The sequence below is a fragment of the Rhizobium chutanense genome (assembly GCF_002531935.1).
GTDB lineage: Bacteria > Pseudomonadota > Alphaproteobacteria > Rhizobiales > Rhizobiaceae > Rhizobium > Rhizobium chutanense.
This window is the reverse complement of sequence record NZ_NWSV01000006.1, coordinates 21,992-44,678: the sequence shown is the minus strand read 5'-3', so window position 1 is coordinate 44,678 and position 22,687 is coordinate 21,992. Positions and strand designations below refer to the sequence as shown.

Sequence of the window (22,687 nt, the reverse complement as noted above, 5' to 3'; positions counted from 1 at the left end):
TTGGAATGGGTGGGGACGGCTTTATCGTCAGGATGGGAGGTGGGAGGTCGCCGGCGGGCTATGAGGGCGGCCTGCCGGAGTTGAGGTGGCGTGGTTAAAGCTTAGCGAGAATCAGAATCGGTTTTCCCATTGGCCGGGCGACCCGGATCCAGATTCGGCTGGACCAATCTCTTGCCGGCAAAAGCCCTGCCGGAATGCGATTTCAGATAGGTTTCGAATTCCAGAGCTTTGTGCTTGTCGGGAAAGGCGCAATACCAGATCAAATTCCATGGTGCGAATTTGGCAGTGTGGGTGGATTTTCCGGCATTGTGAGCGGCAAGCCGCTGTTTCAGATCTGCGGTAGACCCGGTATATTCCTGGTCGGGAAAATCGATGCTGCGGAGAATATAGACATACCACATCAGCGCTTCAGCCCGTCGTCGCCCTTCGGGCTATGCCGGGCACTGCTTCGGCCTAACGGTTTCTCGCGGCTGCGCCACGCGAAGCCCGTAAGGGCGAAGCGTGGTGGAGCTAAGCGGGATCGAACCGCTGACCTCTTGCATGCCATGCAAGCGCTCTCCCAGCTGAGCTATAGCCCCATCAAGGTGGTCCGGTCTGGCCGGCCCTGGGATACTCCAGAGGGCGTTCCCTCTGGGGTGGCGGCTTATTACTTCCGGTTTTCGGAGATAGCAAGCCTAAAAAATCCGGCCCGGAGAATTTTTTCCTCACCGGGCCGAAATGCAGTCGTCAGACTTCGTCTTCGTCGCCGGTCACGCCGATAATGTCGCTCATGTCGTCGTCGTCATCGTCTTCGTCGGGTGTGAGGAAGGTATCGTCGTCGTCATCGCCTTCGATTTCGACATCGTCGTCGCCCATATCGGGGATGTCGTCGCCGGCGGCGCCGTCATCGGCATCCTCAAGCGAAACCAGTTCGACTTCGGTGTTTTCGGTATCGACTTCCGCAACCTCGTCTTCCTCGGCCACATCAGCGATCGCCGAGGTTTCTTCGAAGAAGGACAGGGGGTAGGACTTGCCGGTATAAGGAGAGACGATCGGATCCCGGTTCAGATCATAAAACTTCTTGCCGGTTTCCGGATCGGTACGCTTGGTTCCAAGTTCCGCTTTCGCCACTATAAGCCTCGTGAGAATGGCCGAATCCGAGATTCGGCAAATGCCGTTCAAGCCGGCGTTCCATCGGAATTTATAAGCCGGTCCCCTTAATCGCTGTGGCTTCCCATGTCAAAGCCAAACTTTGTCATCGCGGCGCCGGGTTTTTCCGGCACCGGCGGATGACCCCCCGGCACGGATATGGTAACGAGCCGCAGCGGCCGCGGAAGCGGGCGAAGATTGCCGCCGAAAAGGACGGCGTTGCGAATGAAATGCTAAGCCTTTACAAGGGATTGCGCCACGCACAGCTTCGCCCGAGGCCTGCCGCCGCCCGCAAGCCCCCTGCCGCAGGATGGATCATATGACAACCAAGACGTTCACCATCGCCATCGATGGCCCAGCGGCGGCCGGCAAGGGCACGCTGTCGCGCCTTATCGCCGAGCGATACGGCTTTCACCATCTCGATACCGGCCTAACCTATCGCGCCACCGCCAAGGCGCTGCTCGACGCCGGCCTGCCGCTTAACGACGAGGCGGTGGCCGAAAAGATCGCGCGGGAGGTTGAACTCGCAGGGCTCAATCGCGATATACTTTCGCAACACGAGATCGGCGAAGCCGCTTCGAAGATCGCCGTCATGCCGGCGGTGCGCCGGGCGCTGGTCGAAGCGCAGCGGCGGTTTTCCGGCAAGGCGCCGGGAACGGTGATTGACGGGCGCGACATCGGCACGGTCGTCTGCCCGGATGCGCCGGTGAAACTCTATGTGACGGCGTCGCCGGAGGTGCGCGCCAGACGCCGTTTCGACGAGATCCTCGGCAAGGGCGCGACAGCGGATTTCGAGGCGATTTTCGAGGACGTCAAGCGACGCGACGAACGCGACATGGGACGGGCCGACAGCCCTTTGAAACCAGCTGATGATGCGCACTTGCTTGATACGTCGGAAATGAGTATAGAGGCCGCGTTTCAAGCCGCAAAGTCGATCATCGACGCCGCCTTGAACCGAAATGCCTAAATAAGCGATTTTCCGCGCTTCGTGTGCGGGACGCTCATGCAAAGCAAGCCTGAAATTCCGTCCAAGCGCCGGATTGCCTTCGTGAAAGAGGGCGGACTGGGTTCAGGCCCATTCAACTCGAACCAACCGGCGCATACGTGGGCCTTGAAGCTATCGAAGGCCACGCAGGAGATTTTATGTCAGTAGCAACTCCCTCTCGCGAGGATTTCGCGGCCCTTCTCGAAGAGTCCTTTGCCAAGAACGATCTGGCTGAAGGCTATGTTACCAAGGGTATCGTCACGGGCATCGAAAAGGATGTCGCCGTTGTTGACGTCGGCCTGAAGGTCGAAGGCCGCATCGCGCTCAAGGAATTCGGCGCGCGCGCCAAGGACGGCTCGCTGAAGGTCGGCGACGAAGTCGAAGTCTATGTCGAGCGCATCGAAAACGCTCTTGGCGAAGCCGTTCTGTCGCGCGAGAAGGCTCGCCGCGAAGAAAGCTGGATCAAGCTCGAAGCCAAGTTCGAAGCCGGCGAGCGCGTCGAAGGCGTGATCTTCAACCAGGTCAAGGGCGGCTTCACGGTCGACCTCGACGGTGCGATCGCCTTCCTGCCGCGTTCTCAGGTCGACATCCGCCCGATCCGCGACGTCACCCCGCTGATGCACAACCCGCAGCCCTTCGAAATCCTCAAGATGGACAAGCGCCGCGGCAACATCGTCGTATCTCGCCGTACGGTTCTGGAAGAGTCCCGTGCCGAGCAGCGTTCTGAAATCGTTCAGAACCTCGAAGAAGGCCAGGTAGTCGACGGCGTCGTCAAGAACATCACCGATTACGGTGCGTTCGTTGACCTCGGCGGCATCGACGGCCTGCTGCATGTCACCGACATGGCATGGCGCCGTGTGAACCATCCGTCGGAAATCCTGAACATCGGCCAGCAGGTCAAGGTTCAGATCATCCGCATCAACCAGGAAACCCACCGCATCTCGCTCGGCATGAAGCAGCTCGAGTCGGATCCGTGGGATGGCATCCAGGCCAAGTATCCGGAAGGCAAGAAGATTTCCGGTACCGTCACCAACATCACCGACTACGGTGCATTCGTCGAGCTGGAGCCGGGCATCGAAGGCCTGATCCACATCTCGGAAATGTCCTGGACCAAGAAGAACGTTCACCCCGGCAAGATCCTGTCCACGAGCCAGGAAGTCGAAGTCGTCGTTCTCGAAGTCGATCCGTCCAAGCGCCGCATTTCGCTCGGCCTCAAGCAGACGCTGGAAAACCCGTGGGCAGCATTCGCCCGCAGCCATCCGGCCGGCACTGAAGTCGAAGGCGAAGTCAAGAACAAGACCGAATTCGGCCTGTTCATCGGCCTCGACGGCGATGTCGACGGCATGGTTCACCTCTCCGACCTCGACTGGAACCGTCCGGGCGAACAGGTCATCGAGGAGTTCAACAAGGGTGACGTCGTCAAGGCCGTCGTTCTCGACGTCGATGTCGAGAAGGAACGCATCTCGCTCGGCATCAAGCAGCTCGGCAAGGATGCAGTCGGCGACGCCGCTGCATCGGGCGACCTGCGCAAGAATGCAGTCGTTTCCTGCGAAGTGATCGCGGTCAACGACGGCGGCGTCGAAGTGAAGCTCGTCAACCACGAGGACATCACTTCCTTCATCCGCCGTGCCGACCTCGCCCGCGACCGCGACGAGCAGCGCCCCGAGCGCTTCTCGGTCGGCCAGGTGTTCGACGCCCGCGTCACCAACTTCTCCAAGAAGGACCGCAAGATCATGCTGTCCATCAAGGCTCTGGAGATTGCGGAAGAGAAGGAAGCCGTTGCTCAGTTCGGTTCGTCCGACTCGGGTGCTTCGCTCGGCGACATCCTGGGCGCAGCCCTGAAGAACCGCGGCGGCGAATAAGCCTCGCATCCGCTTCTGAATTGAAGAACCCGCCGGAGCGATCCGGCGGGTTCTTCATTTTCAGGCGGTGAAAAGTTTTAAGGTGGGCCTCGACTATTCCCAGCCGACCATCCGCTGATAGAGCGCATAGACAGGATCGGTGGGCGCGCCCGGCTGATGCGGCGTCGGCTCGGCATCGATCATCCTCGGCGCCCGGCGTGCGGGCGCCGCATCGGCTGCTTCGGCGTCGGGCTTGGCCTCCTCGCCACCGGACTGAGCCTGCTGCTCATCCTCCTGCTGCTGATCCTGCGGCGCACCGCCATGATGATGCTGGTGGCTCGTTTCGCCTGCCGTCTCGTTCGACAGCGTATCCTTGGCGAACTGATAAGGCAGCTGGGTATAGGCAAAGCCATCCGGCATCCGCGCCGCGAGCGGCACATAGGCAGCCTCGACCGTCTCTTGCATCGGCATCGCTTGCGGCTCCGCGGCAATGTCCTTCGGCTGCCGGGCAGCCGGAGCCACGATCTCGCCATTCATCTCAGACGGGCGGGGTGCTGCCGACGGGCGAGCATCCGGCACCGCGACTTCCGCCGGCTGCCGGGTCAAGGTCTCGGTCGCGTCGCTGATGACGGCTTCATCGAGGATCGTATCGATCTCCACCGCCGCTTCGACTGCAACATCCTCCAGCACGGTTTCGATGTCCTGCTCGCGGATGATGGTGGCGATCATCTCGGAGGCTTCTTCGGTCATCGAGGCGACAATGCCCGTCCAGTTCCTCGGAATGACGGGATCGGCCTTTTCCGACGTCGCGCGCGGCTGGGCGGCAGGCGGCTCCGTCGTCTCCATCAGGTCGTCGGCTGCGGCTGTCTCCGTCGATGGAGCTTGCCCAGCCTCGATCTCCTGCAATGCGGATTTTTCGGAGACGGCCTTCCTTGCCGAAGCGGACTGAGCCCGGTTTTCGAGCTGCGGCGCGGGATCGGCAGCTTCCACGGCTTCGGCGATGACCGCTTCCTCGGCGGCGGCAAACACCGCAGCCTCCACCGGCGCATCGGCCGGCACGGGGGGCTTTTCTGCCGATGGGCGGATGGCCGCAGGCAGGCTGGCCTCATGCAGCTCTATCTCGGGGCGGGCCTCGGCGCGCATCGGCGAAGCGTCGTTCTGGCCATAGGAACGCACGACAGCGCGGGCGGCGAGATCGCGATCCTTGTAGCGGACGATTTCCAGATAGGCGACGATCCGGGCCGCTTGCGGGCCCGCCGGGTTTTTCAGGGCTTCGGCAATCATCCTGAGCGGCAGGCTATGGCCTTCTCCGGCTAGCTGGCGCTCGATCTCGTCGATCCTGGCAGCCGGCAGCTCCCGGATGGCGTCGGCGAGCCGGGACGCAAAAGCAAGATTGGTCTCGTCCTCGCCGCGATCCAGCGAGATCGACCGGCCTGCCGCATCGATGACATCGAAAAGGGCCTCGACCATGCGCTCGCGCGCCGCAAGGAGCAGGATATTCAGCTTGCCGGCAATGGCGGAATTCAGGTCGGCAGCTTCGACGGGGTTGACGGGCGCGGGAGCAATGACGGAACGGCCGATGCTGCCGGCGACGATCGCCGCAGTCTGGCCTTGAGACGAAAAGCTCGCATTGGACGCTGCACGAACGGGAGTCAACATGGCATGCTCCTTTCGTAAAGTGACGATGAAAGCAGGCTCTATAAAAGGACCGCGCTCATCCGGCCCCCTTGCATCCAGCAGATCCTCCCGTCCGCATGACGCAATTCCAGCGTCATCGAATGCATAAATATTAAGAGGAATTTTAGGAAAGAGGCGTTAACGAATCGCTAACGGCCACGGACAGGTCTGTCCATGGTCCCGGGTTCATGCATATCGCAGGCAATTTGATCAGCTATGGGCGAAAATATCGGCCTCTTCCCAGCCGAGCAGATCGAGCTTGGCGCGGGTCGGCAGGAATGCGAAGCAGGCCGTCGCATGCTCGAAGCGGCCGTCGCGGATCAGGCGCGCCGTCAGCTTGTCGCGAAGCGCGTGGAGATAAAGCACGTCGGAGGCGGCATATTCGAGCTGGGCCGGAGACAGCGTCTCGGCCGCCCAGTCGGAAGACTGCTGCGCCTTGGAGATATCGACGTCGAGCATCTCCTTGAGATTGTCCTTGAGACCGTGGCGATCGGTATAGGTCCGGCAAAGGCGCGAAGCGATCTTGGTGCAGAAGACCGGGGTTGCGGTGACGCCGAACGTATGGAAGAGCACGGCAATATCGAAGCGGCCGTAATGAAAGATCTTCTGGTGGGTCGGATCTTCGAGCAGGGCGACGAGATTGGGGGCGTCTTTCTGGCCGGCGGCGATGCGGATGACGTCGGCGGTGCCGTCACCCGGTGAAAGCTGGACGACGCAGAGACGGTCCCGCCGCGGCACCAGGCCGAGCGTTTCGGTGTCGATGGCAATCGCGCCGGTGTAACGGGCGGCATCGGCCGCGGAAATATCGCCTTCGTGATAACGTATGGTGGCCGCCATGAGACAATCTTTCCTTCGGATATTTTCCACTCGCGCTATAGCGCAAAGGCGCAGAGCGCGAAACCGCTTTCCTCTCGCAGGTGGCTCAGAAGGTCGGCGGCGTGTTGATCCAGAGAAGCACGGTTTCGCCGTCGTGGCGGTTGCGCCAGGAATGATAGCGGCGGCTCTCGAAATACAGTGAATCGCCCGGGCCGAGATCGAAGAACTGATCGCTGTCGAGCACCAGTTCGAGCCGGCCGGAGAGAACATGCATGAATTCCTCGCCCTCGTGGCGATAGGCGCCCTCGCTGGCGGCGCCCGGCGCCAGCACGAAACGATGGCAATCCATCATCCTGCGGCCTTCGGCGAGAAGCTGCACCGTGACACCAGGCGTCGTTTCCGGCCAGGTGCGCCATTCGCCGGTGCGGATCATTGCCGGCACCTCCTCGCTTTCCTCGCCGGAAAGGCGGGAGACGGTGGTGCCGTAATATTCGGCAAGATCGTGCAGCGTCTTGAAGCTGACGCCCTGCGAGGTGCGTTCCAGCGTCGAGAGCGTCGAAGCGGTAATGCCGATATCGCCGGCCACCTGATCCAGCGTCTTGCCGCTCGCATGGCGCAGGCTGCGCAACTTGCGGCCGAGGCCGCTGCCCTGGCCCGCCTCGGCGCCATCGGCCGAGGGCTCCTCGCCCTCCAACGCCTCGCGGATGGCTGCGGGATTGAGGCCACGCTCGACGCGATACCAGGAGATGCGCTTCAGGCGCGCCACATCATCGGCGCTGTATTGCCGATGGCCGGTTTGCGAACGGCCGGGAACGAGTAGGCCCTGGCTTTCCCAGAGCCGCAGCGTCGAGGCCGAAACGCCTGCCAGCCGTGCGGCCTCGGCCACCTTATAGCGTACCGGCCCGTTCTCATTCATCCCATATCCCCGATTCCAATCGCCCGCGAGCATTCATCAAAACGCGTGATGTTTGAAGCAAAAAATCCCGCTTGTTTTCTTGCAGGAAAAATGTAGGAGTTTTCTACATGCCTTGCAGAATTTATGCAAGATAGTTCTCGACCTTTCAAAACAGGAGCGCATCGATGACCGCGACCAGCCTTACCGACCGGAAGAACGCCGCTATTTCCCGCGGCGTCGGCATGACGACCCAGATTTATGCCGATCGCGCAGAGAATGCCGAGATCTGGGATAAGGAAGGCCGCCGCTATATCGATTTCGCCGCCGGCATCGCCGTTCTCAACACCGGCCACCGCCATCCCCGGGTGATCGCAGCCGTCAAGGAGCAGCTCGATCACTTCACCCATACCTGCCATCAGGTGGTGCCCTATGAAAGCTACGTGCATCTTGCCGAACGGCTGAACGCGCTGGTGCCTGGTGATTTCGCCAAGAAGACGATCTTCGTCACCACGGGGGCCGAAGCAGTCGAAAATGCCGTGAAAATCGCGCGTGCCGCGACCGGCCGCTCGGCCGTCATCGCCTTTGGCGGCGGCTTCCATGGCCGCACCTTCATGGGCATGGCGCTGACGGGTAAGGTCGTGCCCTACAAGGTCGGCTTCGGCGCGATGCCGGGCGATGTCTTCCATGTTCCCTTCCCGGTCGAACTGCACGGCGTCACTGCCGATCAGTCGCTTGCAGCGCTGAAAAAACTGTTCGCCGCCGATGTCGATCCGCAGCGGGTCGCAGCCATCATCCTCGAGCCGGTGCAGGGCGAGGGCGGTTTTTATCCGGCGCCCGCCGCCTTCATGAAGGCGCTGCGCGAACTCTGCGACCAGCACGGCATCCTGCTGATCGCCGACGAGGTGCAGACCGGTTTTGCCCGCACCGGCAGGATGTTCGCAATGGATCACCACGAGGTGGCGGCCGACCTGACGACGATGGCAAAGAGCCTTGCCGGCGGCTTTCCGCTCGCCGCCGTCACCGGCCGCGCCGAAATCATGGATGCGCCGGGACCGGGCGGGCTCGGCGGCACCTATGGCGGCAATCCGCTCGGGATCGCCGCCGCCCATGCCGTGCTCGACGTCATTGCGGACGAGGACCTCTGCAACCGCGCCAACCAGCTCGGCGGGCGGCTGAAGCAGCGGCTGGAATCGCTGCGCGAGGCGGTGCCGGAGATCGTCGATATTCGCGGACCGGGCTTCATGAATGCCGTCGAGTTCAACGACCGGACGAGCGGATTGCCGAGCGCCGACTTCGCCAACCGGGTGCGGCTGATCGCGCTCGACAAGGGCCTGATCCTGCTCACCTGCGGCGTCCACGGCAACGTCATCCGCTTCCTCGCGCCGATCACCATCCAGGACGAGGTGCTCGGCGAGGCGCTCAATATCCTCGAGGCCTCGATGCTGGAAGCAAGCGCGGGCAAGTGACCGCATCGAAATCGCATTCCACGGCTGCCGGTGCCGGCAGCCGCATTCCCAATGAGGATATGACATGGCCTTCACCACCGCACTGACGAAACACGTTCCCTTCTCTTCTCCCCTGCTGCGCGACGCCGGTTACATCAACGGCGCCTGGACCTCAGGCAATGCCACTGGGACTTTCGACGTGCTCAACCCGGCAACGGGAGAGCTGCTCGCCTCGCTGCCCGATATGGGCGCTGCCGAGACGCGGAGCGCGATCGATGCGGCTCATGCCGCCCAGCCGGCCTGGGCTGCCCGCCCGGCCAAGGAGCGCAGTGTGACCTTACGCAAATGGTTCGACCTGATGGTCGCCAATGCCGACGAGCTCGCCGCGATCCTGACGGCTGAAATGGGCAAGCCGTTCGCAGAAGCGCGCGGCGAGATCCTTTATGCCGCCGCCTATATCGAATGGTATGCGGAAGAGGCCAAGCGCATTTACGGCGAGACGATCCCCGCGCCTTCCAACGATAAGCGCATGATCGTCATCAAGCAGCCCGTCGGCGTCGTCGGCACGATCACGCCGTGGAATTTCCCAGCGGCGATGATTGCCCGCAAGATTGCTCCGGCGCTTGCCGTCGGCTGCACCGTCGTGTCGAAGCCTGCCGAACAGACGCCGCTGACGGCGATCGCCCTTGCCGTGCTCGCCGAACAGGCCGGCATTCCCGCAGGCGTCTTCAACGTGATCGTCGGCACCGACGGCCCGGCGATCGGCCGCGAGCTCTGCGGCAATGAAAAGGTGCGCAAGATCAGCTTCACCGGCTCGACCGAAGTCGGCCGCATCCTGATGCGGCAATGCGCCGACCAGATCAAGAAGGTGAGCCTGGAGCTCGGCGGCAACGCGCCCTTCATTGTCTTCGACGATGCCGATCTCGACGCCGCCGTCGAAGGCGCGATCGCCTCCAAATATCGCAATGCCGGCCAGACCTGCGTTTGCGCCAACCGTCTCTACATCCAGTCGAACGTCTATGACGCCTTCGCGGCCAAGCTTGCCGCCAGGGTCGCCGCAATGTCGGTCGGCGACGGCTTTACGGCGGGTGTCGAGATCGGGCCGCTGATCGACGAGCAGGGCCTTGCCAAGGTGGAAGACCATGTCGGCGACGCGCTTGCCAAGGGCGCCAAAGTGCTGACCGGCGGCAAGCGCATCGACGGCGCCGGCACCTTCTTTGCGCCGACGGTGCTGACCGGCGTGACGCGCGGCATGACGGTGGCGCGCGAGGAAACCTTCGGGCCGGTGGCGCCGCTCTTCCGTTTCGAGACGGTCGAGGATGTCATCGCTGAGGCCAACGATACGGAATTCGGGCTTGCCGCCTATTTCTATGCCGGCGACCTGAAGAAGGTCTGGCGGGTGGCGGAAGCGCTTGAGTACGGCATGATCGGCATCAATACCGGCCTGATGTCGTCCGAGACCGCGCCTTTCGGCGGCATCAAGCAATCCGGCCTCGGCCGCGAAGGCTCGCGCCACGGCGCCGACGACTATCTGGAAATGAAATATCTCTGCATCGGCGGCGTCTGATCCGCCTTCTCATGGGGAAAGTACGCGGCATTCAGCCGCGTGCTTTCAATAATGCGGCGGGCGGGTGATCGCGGGCGCGTCCAGCGACTGCTCCTCCAGCGATAGGAAGCGTTCCGTCAGCCGGTCGAGCCTGGTGCGCATCTGCTCCACCGTCTTCCATTGCTCGGCGAGCTGATCGGAAAGCTCTTCGATCGTCTTTGCCTGATGGGCCAGCATTTCCTCCAGCCGGGTGATGCGGTTCGTCTCGTCGGACATCGATCCTCCTTTGCCGAAACCGGCGGTACAGATGGCTCTCCCAAAGCGGAAATAGGTCATCGCGTCAATGCTTTCGATGGCTGATGCCGCTATGCGCAAAACTGAACCGTTTGGTTACTAAAAGACCTTGCCGCGCCTGATGTTGTGGGGTAGGGCCTTATCCATCAGGGAGGAATACTGATGGATGTAGGAAACGGCTTTCTTCATCCGGACCGGCTCTTTCCGGCCGATCCGGCAACACGGACAATCGCGCGCGACCTCTATGAGACGTTGCGCAATCTTCCGATCGTCAGCCCGCACGGGCATACCGAACCGTCCTGGTTCGCCGACGACAAGCCCTTCGAAGACGCGGCCTCGCTGCTGGTCATTCCCGATCACTATCTCTTCCGGATGCTGCACAGCGTCGGCGTCACCCTGGACGAGCTCGGCGTGCCCAGGCTCGACAGCAAGCCGGTGGCCGAGGGGCGGGCGATCTGGCGGGCCTTTGCCGCGCATTATCACCTCTTCCGCGGAACGCCGTCGAGCCTCTGGGTCGATCATGCGATGTCGGCGGTGCTCGGCTGCACCGAGCCGCTGGCACCGGACAATGCCGATGCGCTTTACGACCATATCAATGCTCAGCTTGCCCGTCCCGAATTCCGCCCGCGGGCGCTGCATCAGCGATTCGGCATCGAAACGATCGCAACGACGGAGGGCGCGCTCGACCCGCTGGTCCACCACCAGAAAATGGCGGCCGACGGCTGGATCGGCAAGGTGCGTACCACCTACCGGCCGGACAGCGTCACCGATCCGGACGCCGTCGGCTTCCGCGACAATCTGATCAAGTTCGGCGAGATCACCGGCGCCGATGTCACGCGCTGGGACGGCCTGATCGAGGCGCATCGGCGCCGGCGCGCCTATTTCCGCCAGTTCGGCGCCACCGCGACCGATCACGGCGTGCCGACAGCCTTCACCGCTGATCTGCCGCTTGCGGAAAAACAGGCGCTGCTCGACAGGGCGCTGAGGGGTCCGCTTTCGGCTGCCGATGCGGAGCTTTTCCGCGGCCAGATGATGACCGAGATGGCCGGGCTTTCGGCCGAGGACGGCATGGTGATGCAGATTCACGCCGGTTCCCGACGCAATACCGACAGCGGGCTGTTTGCGACGCGCGGCCCCAATATGGGCGCCGATATCCCGACCCGCACCGACTGGGTCGGCGGCCTGAATGCACTGCTTTCCAGATACGGCCATGCGCCGGGGCTCAGGGTGCTGCTCTTCACCCTCGACGAGACGACCTATGCGCGCGAGATGGCGCCGATGGTCGGCCATTGGCCCTGCCTGATGATCGGCCCGCCCTGGTGGTTCCACGACAGCCCGCTCGGCATTCGCCGCTATCTCGACCAGGTGGTGGAAACGGCCGGCTTCGCCAATATGGCGGGCTTCAACGACGATACGCGGGCGCTGCTGTCGATCCCGGCGCGCCATGACGTCTGGCGCCGCGAAGTCTGCCGTTTCCTCGCCGGGCTCGCCGCCGAACACCGGATTTCCAAGAAAGACGCCGAGATCGTCGCGCGCGAACTCTCCTATGACAATGCGAAGAAGGCCTACAAGCTGTGAGCGATAGACTACAAAACCTGACCGGCCTTGCGCCGACGGCGAAACTTCCCGCCTATGACAGGAATACGCTGAAGGCCGGCATCCTGCATCTCGGCCCGGGCGCTTTCTTCCGTGCCCATTTCGCACCCTTCACCGACGGCGCGCTCGCCGCTGCAGGCGGCGATTGGGGCATCGAGGTGGCAAGCCTGCGCACGCCCGATGTCGCCGACAATCTCTCCGCCCAGAACGGGCTCTATACGGTGCTGATCCGCGATACCTCGGGCACGACGGCCGAGGTCATCGGCTCGATCCTGAAAGCGCATGTGGCGCCGCGCGATCCGGCCGGCCTGCTGGCGCGGCTCGAAGACCCCGCTATCCGCATCGTCAGCATGACGGTGACGGAAAAGGCCTATGGTTTCGACCCCGCAACCGGCGGCCTCGACCTGAAACACCCCGATATCGTCGCCGACCTTGCCAACCGGCATGCGCCGCGCGGCGTCATCGGCTATCTCGTCGAAGGCCTTGCCCGCCGCCGGCAGAAGGGCATCGCGCCCTTCACGCCGCTGAGCTGCGACAACCTGCCGAGCAACGGCGCCGTGCTGAAGCGCCTGGTACTGGAATTCACCTCCCGTATCGATGCCGACCTGCATCGCTGGATCGAGGCGAATGTGCCCTTCCCGTCGACGATGGTCGACCGCATCACGCCGGCCAGCACCGAGGCGACCTATGCCGATGCCGAGCGGCTGATGGGCCGCACGGATATGGCAGCGATCGAGACGGAGCCCTTTACGCAATGGGTCATCGAAGACCATTTCGCCAATGGCCGGCCGGCCTGGGATAAGGTGCGCGGCGCGCTGATGGTCGAGGAGGTCTCGGCCTATGAGAAGATGAAGCTCAGGATGCTGAACGGCGCGCATTCGCTGCTCGCCTATCTCGGTTATATCGGCGGCTATGAATTCATCCGCGACGTCATGGACGATGCCGGCTTGGCGGCGCTCGCCTACCGCCACATGCATGCGGCGGCGCGGACGCTCGATGCGGTGCCCGGCATCGATCTCGATGATTACGCCAATGAATTGATAGCACGCTTTGCAAACAAGGCGATCGCCCATCGCACCTATCAGATCGCCATGGACGGCACCCAGAAACTGCCGCAGCGGCTGCTGGAACCGGCATGCGAGGCGCTGGCACATGGCGACAGGGCGGAGACCTATGCGATCGCCGTCGCGGCCTGGATGCGCTATACGCTCGGCGAGCGCGGCAACGGCGAACGCTACGAGCTGCGCGACCCCCGCGCCGGCGAAATCGCCGCGCTGATCGCCGATGTCCCGCGCACCGGCCCGGCGATTTCGGCGGCTCTCTTCACCCTTCCCGGCCTTTTCCCGACGGCTTTGACGGGACATCGGGCCTGGACGCAGGATGTGTCGGATAAGCTGGAGATCCTGATTCAGGACGATCGATTGCCGCTGTTTTGAGGCTTGAAATCTTTTCTTCAGCAGAAGAGAGGGCGTGCCACACGACATATCCTCTCCTCCGTCATCCCTGTGCTCGTCACAGGGATCCAGTGCGCCCAAGTCCTTGGGCGCGGGAAACTCTATCCAGTTTGTAGGGAGCCTTTCACCGCGCCGACGCGCGGTGGCTGGATTCCTGTGACGGGCACAGGAATGAGGGAGTTTGGGGTTACCGGCTCGTCTCAGCCATACCGGATATCACGCCTTCACCCGCACCATATCGGGATCGTAGAGCGGCGCCAGCGACACTTTGCAGGGAATGCGCTCCCGCGCGACATCGAGCTCATAGGTGCCGGAGAGCACAAAATCCTCGGTCACCCCCTCGGGGCTGCGGACATAGCCGTAGCCGATCGGCTTGCCCAATGTGTAGCCGAAGCCGCCGCTCGACAGCCAGCCGACGCGCTTGCCGTCGCGATAGATCGTTTCGCGGCCGAGCAGTACGGTATCAGCATCCTCGGGGACGAAGCAGGCAAGGCGCTTCTTCACGCCGCCCGAAAGCTGCCGCTCGATCGCCTCGCGGCCGCGGAAGGGGATGTTCTTCCGCATCTTCACCGCCCAGCCGAGGCCGGCTTCTACAGGCGTATGGTCGGGACCGATATCGGAGCCCCAGGCGCGATAGCCCTTTTCCAGGCGGCAGCTTTCGATGGCGCGGTAGCCGGCATTGACGAGGCCGAGTTCGCCGCCTGATGCCATCAGCGCGTCATAGACGGTGGTCGCATATTCGATGGGGATATGCAGTTCGTAGCCAAGCTCGCCGACATAGGTGATGCGCAGCGCCCGCACCGGGCAGCCTGAGATGCCGATGGTTCTGACCTGGCCGAAGGGAAGGGCCGCATTCGAGACGTCGCTGCCCGTCACCTTTTCCAAAACAGTGCGCGCATTCGGTCCCATCAGCGACAGCACGCAATAGGCTGAGGTGACGTCGACCAGTTCGGCATGCATGCCCGCCGGAATATTGCGGGCGATCCAGTCGAAGTCATGGGTGGCGAAACCGGTGCCGGTGACGATGTAATATTCATCCTCGGCGATCCGGGCGACCGTCACGTCGCATTCGATGCCACCCTTGTCGTTCAGCATCTGGGTATAGACGAGCGATCCCACCGGCCTTGCGACATCGTTGGAAGCGATCCAGGAGAGCGCTGCCTCGGCATCCCTGCCCTTCAGCACGAATTTGGCGAATGAGGTCTGATCGAAGATGACGGCCGCCTCGCGCACCGCCTTGTGCTCGCGGCCGACGGCGTCGAACCAGTTTTGTCTGGTGTAGCTGTAGACATCCTTCGGCTCCTCGTTGGCGAAGAGATCGGCAAACCAGTTCGGCCGCTCCCAGCCGAGCTTTTCGCCGAAACAGGCGCCCTGCGCCTTCAGCCGGTCGTAGAGCGGCGATTTGCGGCAGGGGCGGCCGCTCGCATATTCCTCGAAGGGGAAGGCCAGTGTGTAGTGTTTGCCATAGGCTTCCAGCGTGCGGGTGCGCACCCAGTCGGTATCGAAATGCGGACGGCCGAAACGGCGGATATCGACCGGCCAGAGATCATAGGGCGGCTCGCCCTTCGTCACCCATTCGGCAAGCGCCATGCCGGCGCCGCCGGCAGAGGCAATGCCGAAGGCGTTGAAGCCGGCGCCGACGAAGAAATTCTTCAGTTCCGGCGCCTCGCCGAGAATGAAGTTGCCATCGGGCGTGAAGCTTTCAGGGCCGTTCAGCAGTTGCTTGACGCCGACATTCTCCAGCGCCGGAACGCGGCCGAGCGCCTGTTCCATGATCTGCTCGAAATGGTCGAAATTGCTGTCGAGCAGCGTGTAGTGGAAACCCTCGGGGATGCCTTTCTCCGCCCAGGCAATCGGGTTCGGCTCGTAACCACCCATGACGATACCGCCGACCTCCTCCTTGTAATAGGTCAGTCGATCGGGATCGCGCAGGGTCGGCAGGTTGGAGGGCACGCCGAAGGATTCGGTGATGATATATTGATGCTCGACCGAGACCAGCGGCACGTTGACGCCGAAGCGGGCGGCAAAGGCGCGCGTCCATTGGCCGGCGCAGACGACGACGCGTTCGCATTCGATGCGGCCCTCGGCGGTGATCACCGCGCGGATCTTGCCCTTGTCGATGTCGAGGTCGAGGACTTCGGTATCCTCGAAGATCGAAACGCCGGACATGCGGGCGCCCTTCGCCAGCGCCTGGGTGATGTCGGAGGGGTTGGCCTGGCCGTCCGTGGGCAGGAAGGCGGCGCCGACGAGATCGTCAATCGTCATCAACGGCCAGAGATCGAAGGCCTCCTGCGGTGTCAGCAATTGCATTTCGAGACCGAAGGATTGAGCCGTGGTCGCCTGGCGTTTGACCTCCGTCCAGCGCTCCTCGTTGCAGGCCAGGCGCAGACCGCCATTCATCTTCCAGCCGGTGCCGAGGCCGGTTTCCTCCTCCAGCCGCTTGTAGAGATCGACGGAATAACCGAGCAGCTGGGTGATGTTGGCGCTGGTGCGCAGCTGGCCGACCAGGCCGGCGGCGTGGAATGTCGTGCCCGAGGTGAGCTTCTTGCGCTCCAGCAGGACGGTATCGGTCCAGCCGAGCTTGCCGAGATGATAGGCTGTCGAGCAGCCGATAATGCCGCCGCCGATGACCACGGCTTTCGCCGTCTTCGGTAATTGTCTCGTCATTTATCGATCCTGTTCAAAGGCTTGATAGGCGCGTTCGAAGCGCCCGAGATTTTCGGCCGTATAGGCGGAATAATCGAAATCGATGGTGGAATGGATTTGCGAAATCATGCTCCACAGCGTCTCGCGCAGCAGCGAGGCGCATTTCATCGCGCTATAGCGGCGGCTGAGATCATCGGTGAGCGGCCGGTCGAAATAGCTCTCCAGCATCATTTGCTCGGCCGCTTGCGAGAGCTCGTTGTTGGAGGCCAATCCGCCGAGATCGAACAGCGGCGTGTTGAAGCCGGCATAATCCCAGTCGATCAGCCAGAGCCGCTTGCCGTCGTCGAGAAAATTGGCGGCGAGCAGATCGTTGTGGCCGAAGGCGATCTCGAAAGGCCCTGCCGCTTGTTCCAGTATTTCCGCTCTGGCCATCAGTCCCGGCAGCAGCGGCAGATAGGCGCTGCCCGACTCCTTCAGACTGGCGGCATAATCGCGGATGACGTGGAAGACCCAGAAGATCATCGCCTGGCCGCGGAAATGCCGCGCGATATCATGGTGGCAGGCACGCACCAGCGGAACGACCCGGGCCAGCATATCCGGCGTCCTGATATCCTCCGGCGAAAGCGCCCTCGCTTCGATATAGTCGAGCACAAGCACGCCGGGCGAATGGTGGATGACGGCAGGCGATATGCCGGCGGCATGGGCGGCATAACTTGCGGCAAGCTCGTTTTGCCGGCTGATATGATGGATCGGGATATCGGTGCCGAGCCTGACCACGCAACGCGCAACGGCATCGCTGACCAGATAGTTCCGATTGGTGATGCCACCCGAGATCGGCGAAATTTCGATCGGGCCCTGCCAGATGCCGAGCGCATGAATCCTATCTTCAGGCGTCATGCTATCCCCCTTGCCCTCGGGAAATGATGGGGCAGAGGGGGATCCGATGTCAAGCAGCGGGATTAGATCGTCTTGCCCGCGGCATCGAAGACGTGGCAGCGGACCGGATCGAAGAAGGTGGTGACGTTGGTGCCGCGCTCGACCTTCTGCTGACCGTCGAGCGCGATGGTCAGGAGCTGGCCATCCGGCGTCGTCGTATAGAGCATGGTGGCGCCGCCGAGATTTTCGACGAGATCGACATTGACGGTCGAAAGCGTGATGGCGCCGCCGGCCAGCGACAGATGCTCGGGGCGGATGCCGAAGGTGACCTCCTGGCCGGCCTCGCCGTTCAGCCGGCGCGGCAGGTGAACGGAATTGCCGCAGACATGGATGCTGGTTTCGACCGCGCCGACCTGCTCGATGCGCGCCTTCAGAAAGTTCATCTTCGGGCTGCCGATGAAGCCGGCGACGAAGCGGTTGGCGGGATTGTTGTAAAGATCGAGCGGCGCGCCGACCTGCTCGATGCGGCCCGAATTCAGCACCACGATCTTGTCGGCCATCGTCATGGCTTCGACCTGGTCATGGGTAACGTAGATCATCGTGTTGCCGAGCTGCCGGTGCAGGCGGGAGATCTCGACGCGCATCTGTACGCGCAGTTCCGCATCGAGATTGGACAGCGGCTCGTCGAACAGGAAGATGCGCGGTTCGCGCACGATGGCGCGGCCGATCGCGACACGCTGGCGCTGGCCGCCGGAGAGCGCCTTCGGCTTGCGCTCCAGAAGCTTCTCGATCTGCAGGATTTCGGCAGCGCGTTTGACCTTCGGCTGGATCTCGGCCTTCTTGTAACCCGCCGTCTCCAGGCCGAAGGCGAGGTTCTTGTAGACCGACATATGCGGATAGAGCGCATAGGACTGGAAGACCATGGCGATGCCGCGCTTGGCCGGCGCCACCTCGTTCATGCGCTCGCTGTCGAGCAAGAGCGCGCCGCCCGAAATCTCCTCGAGACCGGCAATCATGCGCAGAAGGGTCGATTTTCCGCAGCCGGAGGGGCCGACGAAAACGACGAATTCGCCGGGATCGATCGTCAGGTCGATGCCATGGATCACATCCATCGCGCCGTAGCGCTTCTCGACCTTCTGAAGAACGACACTGGTTGCCATCTTCTCAAAACCCTCTCTTTTGCGGTTACTTCGTTCTTGCGCGCCAATCGGCGTATTTCGGACTGTCCGGACCGACCGGCAGCGGCACTTCAGCGCCGCTGTCGGAAGACTGATAGATGGCGGTGACGAGTTCCAGCGCGCGCCGCGCATCCACCGTCGTCACCGGCAGCGGGCCATGGCCGCTGAGGAAGGCATGGAACTGGCCCATCTGGGTGGTGAAACGCGGCGCGACCGGCTGCCAGTCGGCAATCACCCGGTCGATCTTCTGCCGCACGTCGTCATTGGCGGCGATGATCTTCCAGGGATCCTTGCCGGGCGTGTAGGGCTCGTGGCTGCTTTCGAAAGTGACGTTCTCGAAGTGCAGCCTCAGCCGGCTCAATTGTTCCTGCGAACCCAGCGTGCAGGACAGCGAAACAAAGGCGCCGTTTTCCATCAGCAGGCTGGCGGAGGCGCAATCCTCGACCTCGATGTCGTTGACGCGGGTGGCGACGCGGCCGAAGACCCTGGCCGCCGGGCCCATCAGATGCATCATCATGTCATGCAGATGCAGCGCATGGGTGACGAGCACGCCGCCGAGTTCCGTCGCCCATTTGCCGCGCCAGGGCACGGCATAATATTCCGGCTTGCGCAGCCAGAAGGTTTCGACCGAAGCCGTATAGGCTTTGCCGGCAATACCGGCGTCGATAATCCGCTTGGCCTTCTGGATACCGTCGCCGTAGCGATATTGGAAAATCGGCATCAACACGCCCGGGGCCGCTTTTTCCGCTTCCATGATCGTATCGACGCCGGCAAGCGAGCCGGTCAGCGGCTTTTCGCAAACCACATGCTTACCGGCGGCGAGTGCTGCGACCACCTGTTCGAGATGGATGCCGGGCGGGGTGCAGATATCGATGATGTCGATCGTCTCGTCGGCCAACAACTCGGCAAAGGAGGTGGTGCGGCGTTCGATGCCGAACTCGTCGCCGACCGAAGCCAGGCGCTCAACGTTCAGGTCGCAGATCGCCACGACCTTGAACTTGTCGGCATGCGGCAGATAACCCTCGACGATATGCGAGCGGCCGATGCCGCAGCCGACGATCGCGACCGTCTTCACGCCCATGTCACTCTTTCTCATGGCCGCCATCAACGCTTCATGCCCGTCGTGGCGATGCCTTCGATCAGCAGGCGCTGGAAGAACAGGAAGAAGAAGAACACCGGCACCAGCGTCAGGGTCGACATGGCGAACAGGCCGCCCCAATCGGATGCGCTGGTGGAGTCGACGAAGGTGCGCAGGCCGAGCTGGATCGTATAGGTGTTCATGTCGTTCAGGTAGATCAGCGGACCGAAGAAATCGTCCCAGGTCCAGATGAAGGAGAAGATTGCGGCGGTCGCCAGCACCGGCAACGACAGCGGCAGCATGATCTTCCAATAGATGCGCCAGGCGCTGCAGCCATCCATCATCGCCGCCTCGTCGAGTTCGCGCGGGATACCGCGGAAGAACTGCACCATCAGGAAGATGAAGAAGGCATCGCTTGCCAGGAACTTCGGCACAACAAGCGGCAGGATGGTGTTCACCCAGCCGAGATCGAGAAAGAGCACATATTGCGGGATCAGCGTCACGTGATAGGGGATCATCAGCGTGCCGAGCATGATCGCGAACCAGAAGTTCCGGCCGGCAAAGCGCAGCCGCGCAAAGGCGTAGGCCGTCAGCGAACAGGCGATGACATTGCCGGTCACCACAAGCAGCGAGATAACGAGCGAATTCCAGAAGAACCGGCCGAAGCTGATATCGAGGCCGTTCCAGCCGCGCGCATAGGAGGAAATATCGATCGACGACGGGATCAGCGAGGTCGACGAAAAGATCTCGTTTTCCGGCCTGACCGATGCCGAAACCATCCACAACAGCGGGTAAAGCATCAAAAGCGAGGCGGCGATCAGCAGGGCGTGGATGACGAGCGACGCCGGCAGGCTGCGTTTGGTGATATCGGATGGCGGCCTGGCCGCCGTGACGGAAGCGGTCATCTCAGTCATCGTAGTGCACCCAATAACGCGAGGTCAGGAAGGAGAAGGCCGTGAAGATCGCGATGATCACCACCAGGATCCAGGCGAGCGCCGAAGCATAGCCCATGCGGAAATTGCCGAAGGCTTCCTGATAGAGGTAGAGCGTGTAGAACAGCGTCGAGTTGATCGGCCCGCCGGTGCCGCCCGATATGATGAAGGCCGGCGTGAAGGCTTTGAAGGCTTCGATCGTCTGGACGACGGCATTGAAGAAGATCACCGGCGTCAGAAGCGGCAGGGTGATCTTGTAGAATTGCCGGAATTTCGAGGCGCCGTCCAGGCTCGCGGCCTCGTACATATCCTGCGGGATCTGGCGCAGGCCGGCCAGGAAGATGATCATCGGCGAGCCGAACTGCCAGACGGACAGCGCCACCAGCGTGTAAATCGAATAGCTCGGATGCGAGATCCAGCTCGGACCTTCGATGCCGAAATGCGAGAGAGCGGCATTGACGAGGCCATCGCTGGCGAAAAGCTGCCGCCAGAGCACGGCGATCGCCACGCTGCCGCCGAGCAGCGACGGGAGATAGAAGATGGCGCGATAGATCGACAGCCCACGCAGGCCGCGGTTCAACGCCATGGCGACCAGCAGGGCGAAGGTCAGTTTGAACGGCACCGAGAAGACCACGTAGGTCAAGGTGACGTGCATGGCGGCCGAGAATTTCGGATCCGCCGTGGCGATGCGCACGTAATTCGCGGTCCCCACCCACCTCGGCGACTGCAGCATGTCGAAGTCGGTGAAGGAGAGGTAGAGCGAAATCAGGGCCGGCCCGAGCGTCAGCCCGAAAAAGCCGATAAGCCATGGCAGAAGGAAGAGATAGCCGGGGGCATTGGCATTCCAGAGACGCCGGAAGCGTCCTTCGGCTACGGCCCCCTGATATCTTTCCACGGTTATGGCCCCTGCGGGCGTGCGCATCGCATTGCTCATACGGGATCAGCCTCGTGCGAGAATTCGCGTGATTTCATCGACAAGCTGCTTGCCGCCATCGGCAGGAGACAGCTGTCCGAAGGCGACCTGTTCGGCGATGTTTCGCAGAATAAGGGTGCCTTCGCCTGCGCCGGTCGGCGGCGGGGGCGGCAGCGGGCCGGCGAGATCACCGAGGCCGGCAACATAGTCGAGCGGAACCTTGCCGGTTTCGTCGAGTTTGGCGGCAACGACATCACGCATTGCCTTCGATTCCGGAATGCCGCGCTCGACGTCGAGGATCACCGCGGCCTCCGGATTCTTGACGAAGAAGTTGACGTAGTCGACCGCCTGATCCATCACCTTCGACTGCGCCGAGACAGAGAAGAACATCGACGGCTTGCGGTAATGGCCGCCCTTCGAGTCCGGGGTGATGCGCATGTAGTTGGTCAGAGCCAGCTTATCCTTGACCATGGCCTGATAGCCGACGAACTGGTTGCTGTGCGCATAATCGCAGGCAGCCTTACCAAGCGTAAGCGGGCTGGTATCGATCGTGTCTTTATACAGAGCCTGGATATCGGGTGTGACGCAAGCTCCGGCTGCGCGGAACTTAGCCCACATATCGAACCATTCAGACGCTTCTTCAGGACCGAACGCGATCTTCGAGTCCGCCGTATAGAGCGCCTTGCCGCGTTGGCGGAGGTAGTTTTCAAGGGCCGGTTCGACACCGCTGCCGTCGGCAAAGCCGAAGTAACCCTTGCGCTTACCGGCCTTGGTCATCTCGGCGCCGATCTTGCCGAATTCTTCCCAGGTCGTCTTCTGCGTCGGGAGATCGATGCCGGCTTCCTTGAAGGCGGCGGCGTTCAACACTGTTGCGGCCGAGTTGGCGCCGAGACTGACGCCATAGAGATGGCCGTCGACCTTGCCGCCTTCGATCTGCGCCGGATCGAAATCCTCGAGCTGCAGCTTCGACGGCATGTAGGATTCCAACGGGGCGAGGGCGCCGCGCCGGGCATATTCGACGATATAGCGATAGTCCATCTGGATGATGTCGGGGGCGTTGCGGCCGGCGACCTGGGTCGCAAGCCGTGGCCAGTAATCGGCCCAGCCGAGAAACTCGCCGGTGATGGCGGTGCCGGTATTCTTCGCCTTGTAGAGTTCCGACACCTTGTTGGTGCGGTCGGCGCGCGGCTGCGAGCCCCACCACAGGAGACGCAGGCGCGTTTCCTGTGCCATGGCGCTGGTTCCGAGCGCCGAGAGCGACAGAAGCGCCGCACTTCCCGCAACGAAATTACGTCTGCTTACACGTAGAGTCATTTTTTCCTCCTCCAAAGGGAAGCGCCTCCACACGCTTCCAAACTAGTTTCGCTTGCGCAAATAACTAATTGGT

19 protein-coding genes and 1 tRNA gene are annotated in these 22,687 nt (G+C 62.3%); 6 read left to right on the top strand and 14 right to left on the bottom strand.

Annotation, left to right across the window (positions count from 1 at the left end; all coding sequences use genetic code 11):
• Positions 1–101: 101 nt before the first annotated feature.
• The 3 genes from CO666_RS11845 to CO666_RS11835 all read right to left on the bottom strand — a co-directional run bounded on the left by CO666_RS11845 (position 102) and on the right by CO666_RS11835 (position 1,110).
• Complete coding sequence (locus CO666_RS11845) at positions 102–401, bottom strand: GIY-YIG nuclease family protein (protein ID WP_097612327.1); 300 nt, start codon at positions 399–401, stop codon at positions 102–104.
• A gap of 101 nt (positions 402–502) precedes the next feature.
• Positions 503–578: transfer RNA gene (locus CO666_RS11840), tRNA-Ala, on the bottom strand.
• A 148-nt stretch (positions 579–726) separates the two neighbouring features.
• Positions 727–1,110 (bottom strand): TIGR02300 family protein, encoded by a 384-nt coding sequence (locus tag CO666_RS11835; protein ID WP_097612326.1) that lies wholly within the window; start codon positions 1,108–1,110, stop codon positions 727–729.
• Positions 1,111–1,447: 337 nt separating this feature from the next.
• Between CO666_RS11835 and cmk the strand changes: the two genes are divergently transcribed.
• Positions 1,448–2,095 carry a (d)CMP kinase gene (cmk, locus tag CO666_RS11825; RefSeq protein WP_097612552.1) on the top strand — a complete coding sequence of 216 codons (648 nt, stop codon included), beginning with the start codon at positions 1,448–1,450 and terminating at the stop codon, positions 2,093–2,095.
• A gap of 176 nt (positions 2,096–2,271) precedes the next feature.
• Positions 2,272–3,975, top strand: coding sequence for a 30S ribosomal protein S1 (rpsA, locus tag CO666_RS11820; RefSeq protein WP_064681614.1), 1,704 nt, complete (start codon positions 2,272–2,274; stop codon positions 3,973–3,975).
• Between the two features lie 93 nt (positions 3,976–4,068).
• Here the strand turns inward: rpsA and CO666_RS11815 are convergent, their stop codons facing one another.
• The 3 genes from CO666_RS11815 to CO666_RS11805 all read right to left on the bottom strand — a co-directional run bounded on the left by CO666_RS11815 (position 4,069) and on the right by CO666_RS11805 (position 7,363).
• Entirely contained in the window at positions 4,069–5,613 is a 1,545-nt protein-coding gene (locus tag CO666_RS11815; RefSeq protein ID WP_097612325.1) for a hypothetical protein, read from the bottom strand.
• 228 nt (positions 5,614–5,841) lie between these two features.
• Positions 5,842–6,468, bottom strand: coding sequence for a ribonuclease D (locus CO666_RS11810; protein ID WP_097612324.1), 627 nt, complete (start codon positions 6,466–6,468; stop codon positions 5,842–5,844).
• Positions 6,469–6,553: 85 nt separating this feature from the next.
• Positions 6,554–7,363, bottom strand: a complete 810-nt coding sequence (locus tag CO666_RS11805; RefSeq protein ID WP_097612323.1) for a MerR family transcriptional regulator — start codon at positions 7,361–7,363, stop codon at positions 6,554–6,556.
• 164 nt (positions 7,364–7,527) lie between these two features.
• Between CO666_RS11805 and CO666_RS11800 the strand changes: the two genes are divergently transcribed.
• Together CO666_RS11800 and CO666_RS11795 are read left to right on the top strand one after the other, a co-directional pair.
• Positions 7,528–8,808 (top strand): 4-aminobutyrate--2-oxoglutarate transaminase, encoded by a 1,281-nt coding sequence (locus CO666_RS11800; RefSeq protein ID WP_097612322.1) that lies wholly within the window; start codon positions 7,528–7,530, stop codon positions 8,806–8,808.
• 64 nt (positions 8,809–8,872) lie between these two features.
• The gene (locus CO666_RS11795; RefSeq protein WP_097612321.1) at positions 8,873–10,354 is read left to right on the top strand and encodes an NAD-dependent succinate-semialdehyde dehydrogenase; all 1,482 of its coding nucleotides are present in this window, start codon (positions 8,873–8,875) and stop codon (positions 10,352–10,354) included.
• Positions 10,355–10,399: 45 nt separating this feature from the next.
• On the opposite strand, the gene CO666_RS11790 is transcribed toward CO666_RS11795, so the two are convergent.
• A complete protein-coding gene (locus CO666_RS11790; protein WP_097612320.1) occupies positions 10,400–10,609 on the bottom strand; it encodes a SlyX family protein in 210 nt (69 codons plus the stop codon).
• A 180-nt stretch (positions 10,610–10,789) separates the two neighbouring features.
• Between CO666_RS11790 and uxaC the strand changes: the two genes are divergently transcribed.
• Both uxaC and CO666_RS11780 read left to right on the top strand, forming a co-directional pair.
• Positions 10,790–12,205, top strand: a complete 1,416-nt coding sequence (gene uxaC, locus CO666_RS11785) for a glucuronate isomerase (protein WP_097612319.1) — start codon at positions 10,790–10,792, stop codon at positions 12,203–12,205.
• On the top strand, positions 12,202–13,659 hold the full coding sequence (locus CO666_RS11780) for a mannitol dehydrogenase family protein (protein ID WP_097612318.1): 1,458 nt from the start codon (positions 12,202–12,204) through the stop codon (positions 13,657–13,659). Before uxaC ends, CO666_RS11780 begins: the two co-directional genes overlap by 4 nt.
• Before the next feature lie 234 nt (positions 13,660–13,893).
• On the opposite strand, the gene CO666_RS11770 is transcribed toward CO666_RS11780, so the two are convergent.
• The 7 genes from CO666_RS11770 to CO666_RS11740 form a co-directional block, all read right to left on the bottom strand.
• A complete protein-coding gene (locus CO666_RS11770; protein WP_097612317.1) occupies positions 13,894–16,344 on the bottom strand; it encodes a GcvT family protein in 2,451 nt (816 codons plus the stop codon).
• Complete coding sequence (locus CO666_RS11765; protein ID WP_097612316.1) at positions 16,345–17,220, bottom strand: phosphotransferase; 876 nt, start codon at positions 17,218–17,220, stop codon at positions 16,345–16,347.
• A gap of 62 nt (positions 17,221–17,282) precedes the next feature.
• Positions 17,283–18,359: an ABC transporter ATP-binding protein gene (locus tag CO666_RS11760; RefSeq protein ID WP_097612315.1), complete on the bottom strand. Its 1,077-nt coding sequence runs from the start codon at positions 18,357–18,359 to the stop codon at positions 17,283–17,285.
• Between the two features lie 25 nt (positions 18,360–18,384).
• Positions 18,385–19,482 (bottom strand): Gfo/Idh/MocA family protein, encoded by a 1,098-nt coding sequence (locus tag CO666_RS11755; RefSeq protein WP_179869666.1) that lies wholly within the window; start codon positions 19,480–19,482, stop codon positions 18,385–18,387.
• Positions 19,482–20,369, bottom strand: coding sequence for a carbohydrate ABC transporter permease (locus CO666_RS11750; RefSeq protein WP_097612312.1), 888 nt, complete (start codon positions 20,367–20,369; stop codon positions 19,482–19,484). The genes CO666_RS11755 and CO666_RS11750 overlap by 1 nt, the downstream gene beginning before the upstream one ends.
• Entirely contained in the window at positions 20,362–21,321 is a 960-nt protein-coding gene (locus tag CO666_RS11745; protein WP_179869664.1) for a carbohydrate ABC transporter permease, read from the bottom strand. Before CO666_RS11745 ends, CO666_RS11750 begins: the two co-directional genes overlap by 8 nt.
• Before the next feature lie 6 nt (positions 21,322–21,327).
• Positions 21,328–22,614, bottom strand: a complete 1,287-nt coding sequence (locus tag CO666_RS11740) for an ABC transporter substrate-binding protein (RefSeq protein ID WP_097612310.1) — start codon at positions 22,612–22,614, stop codon at positions 21,328–21,330.
• Between the last annotated feature and the right edge of the window lie 73 nt (positions 22,615–22,687).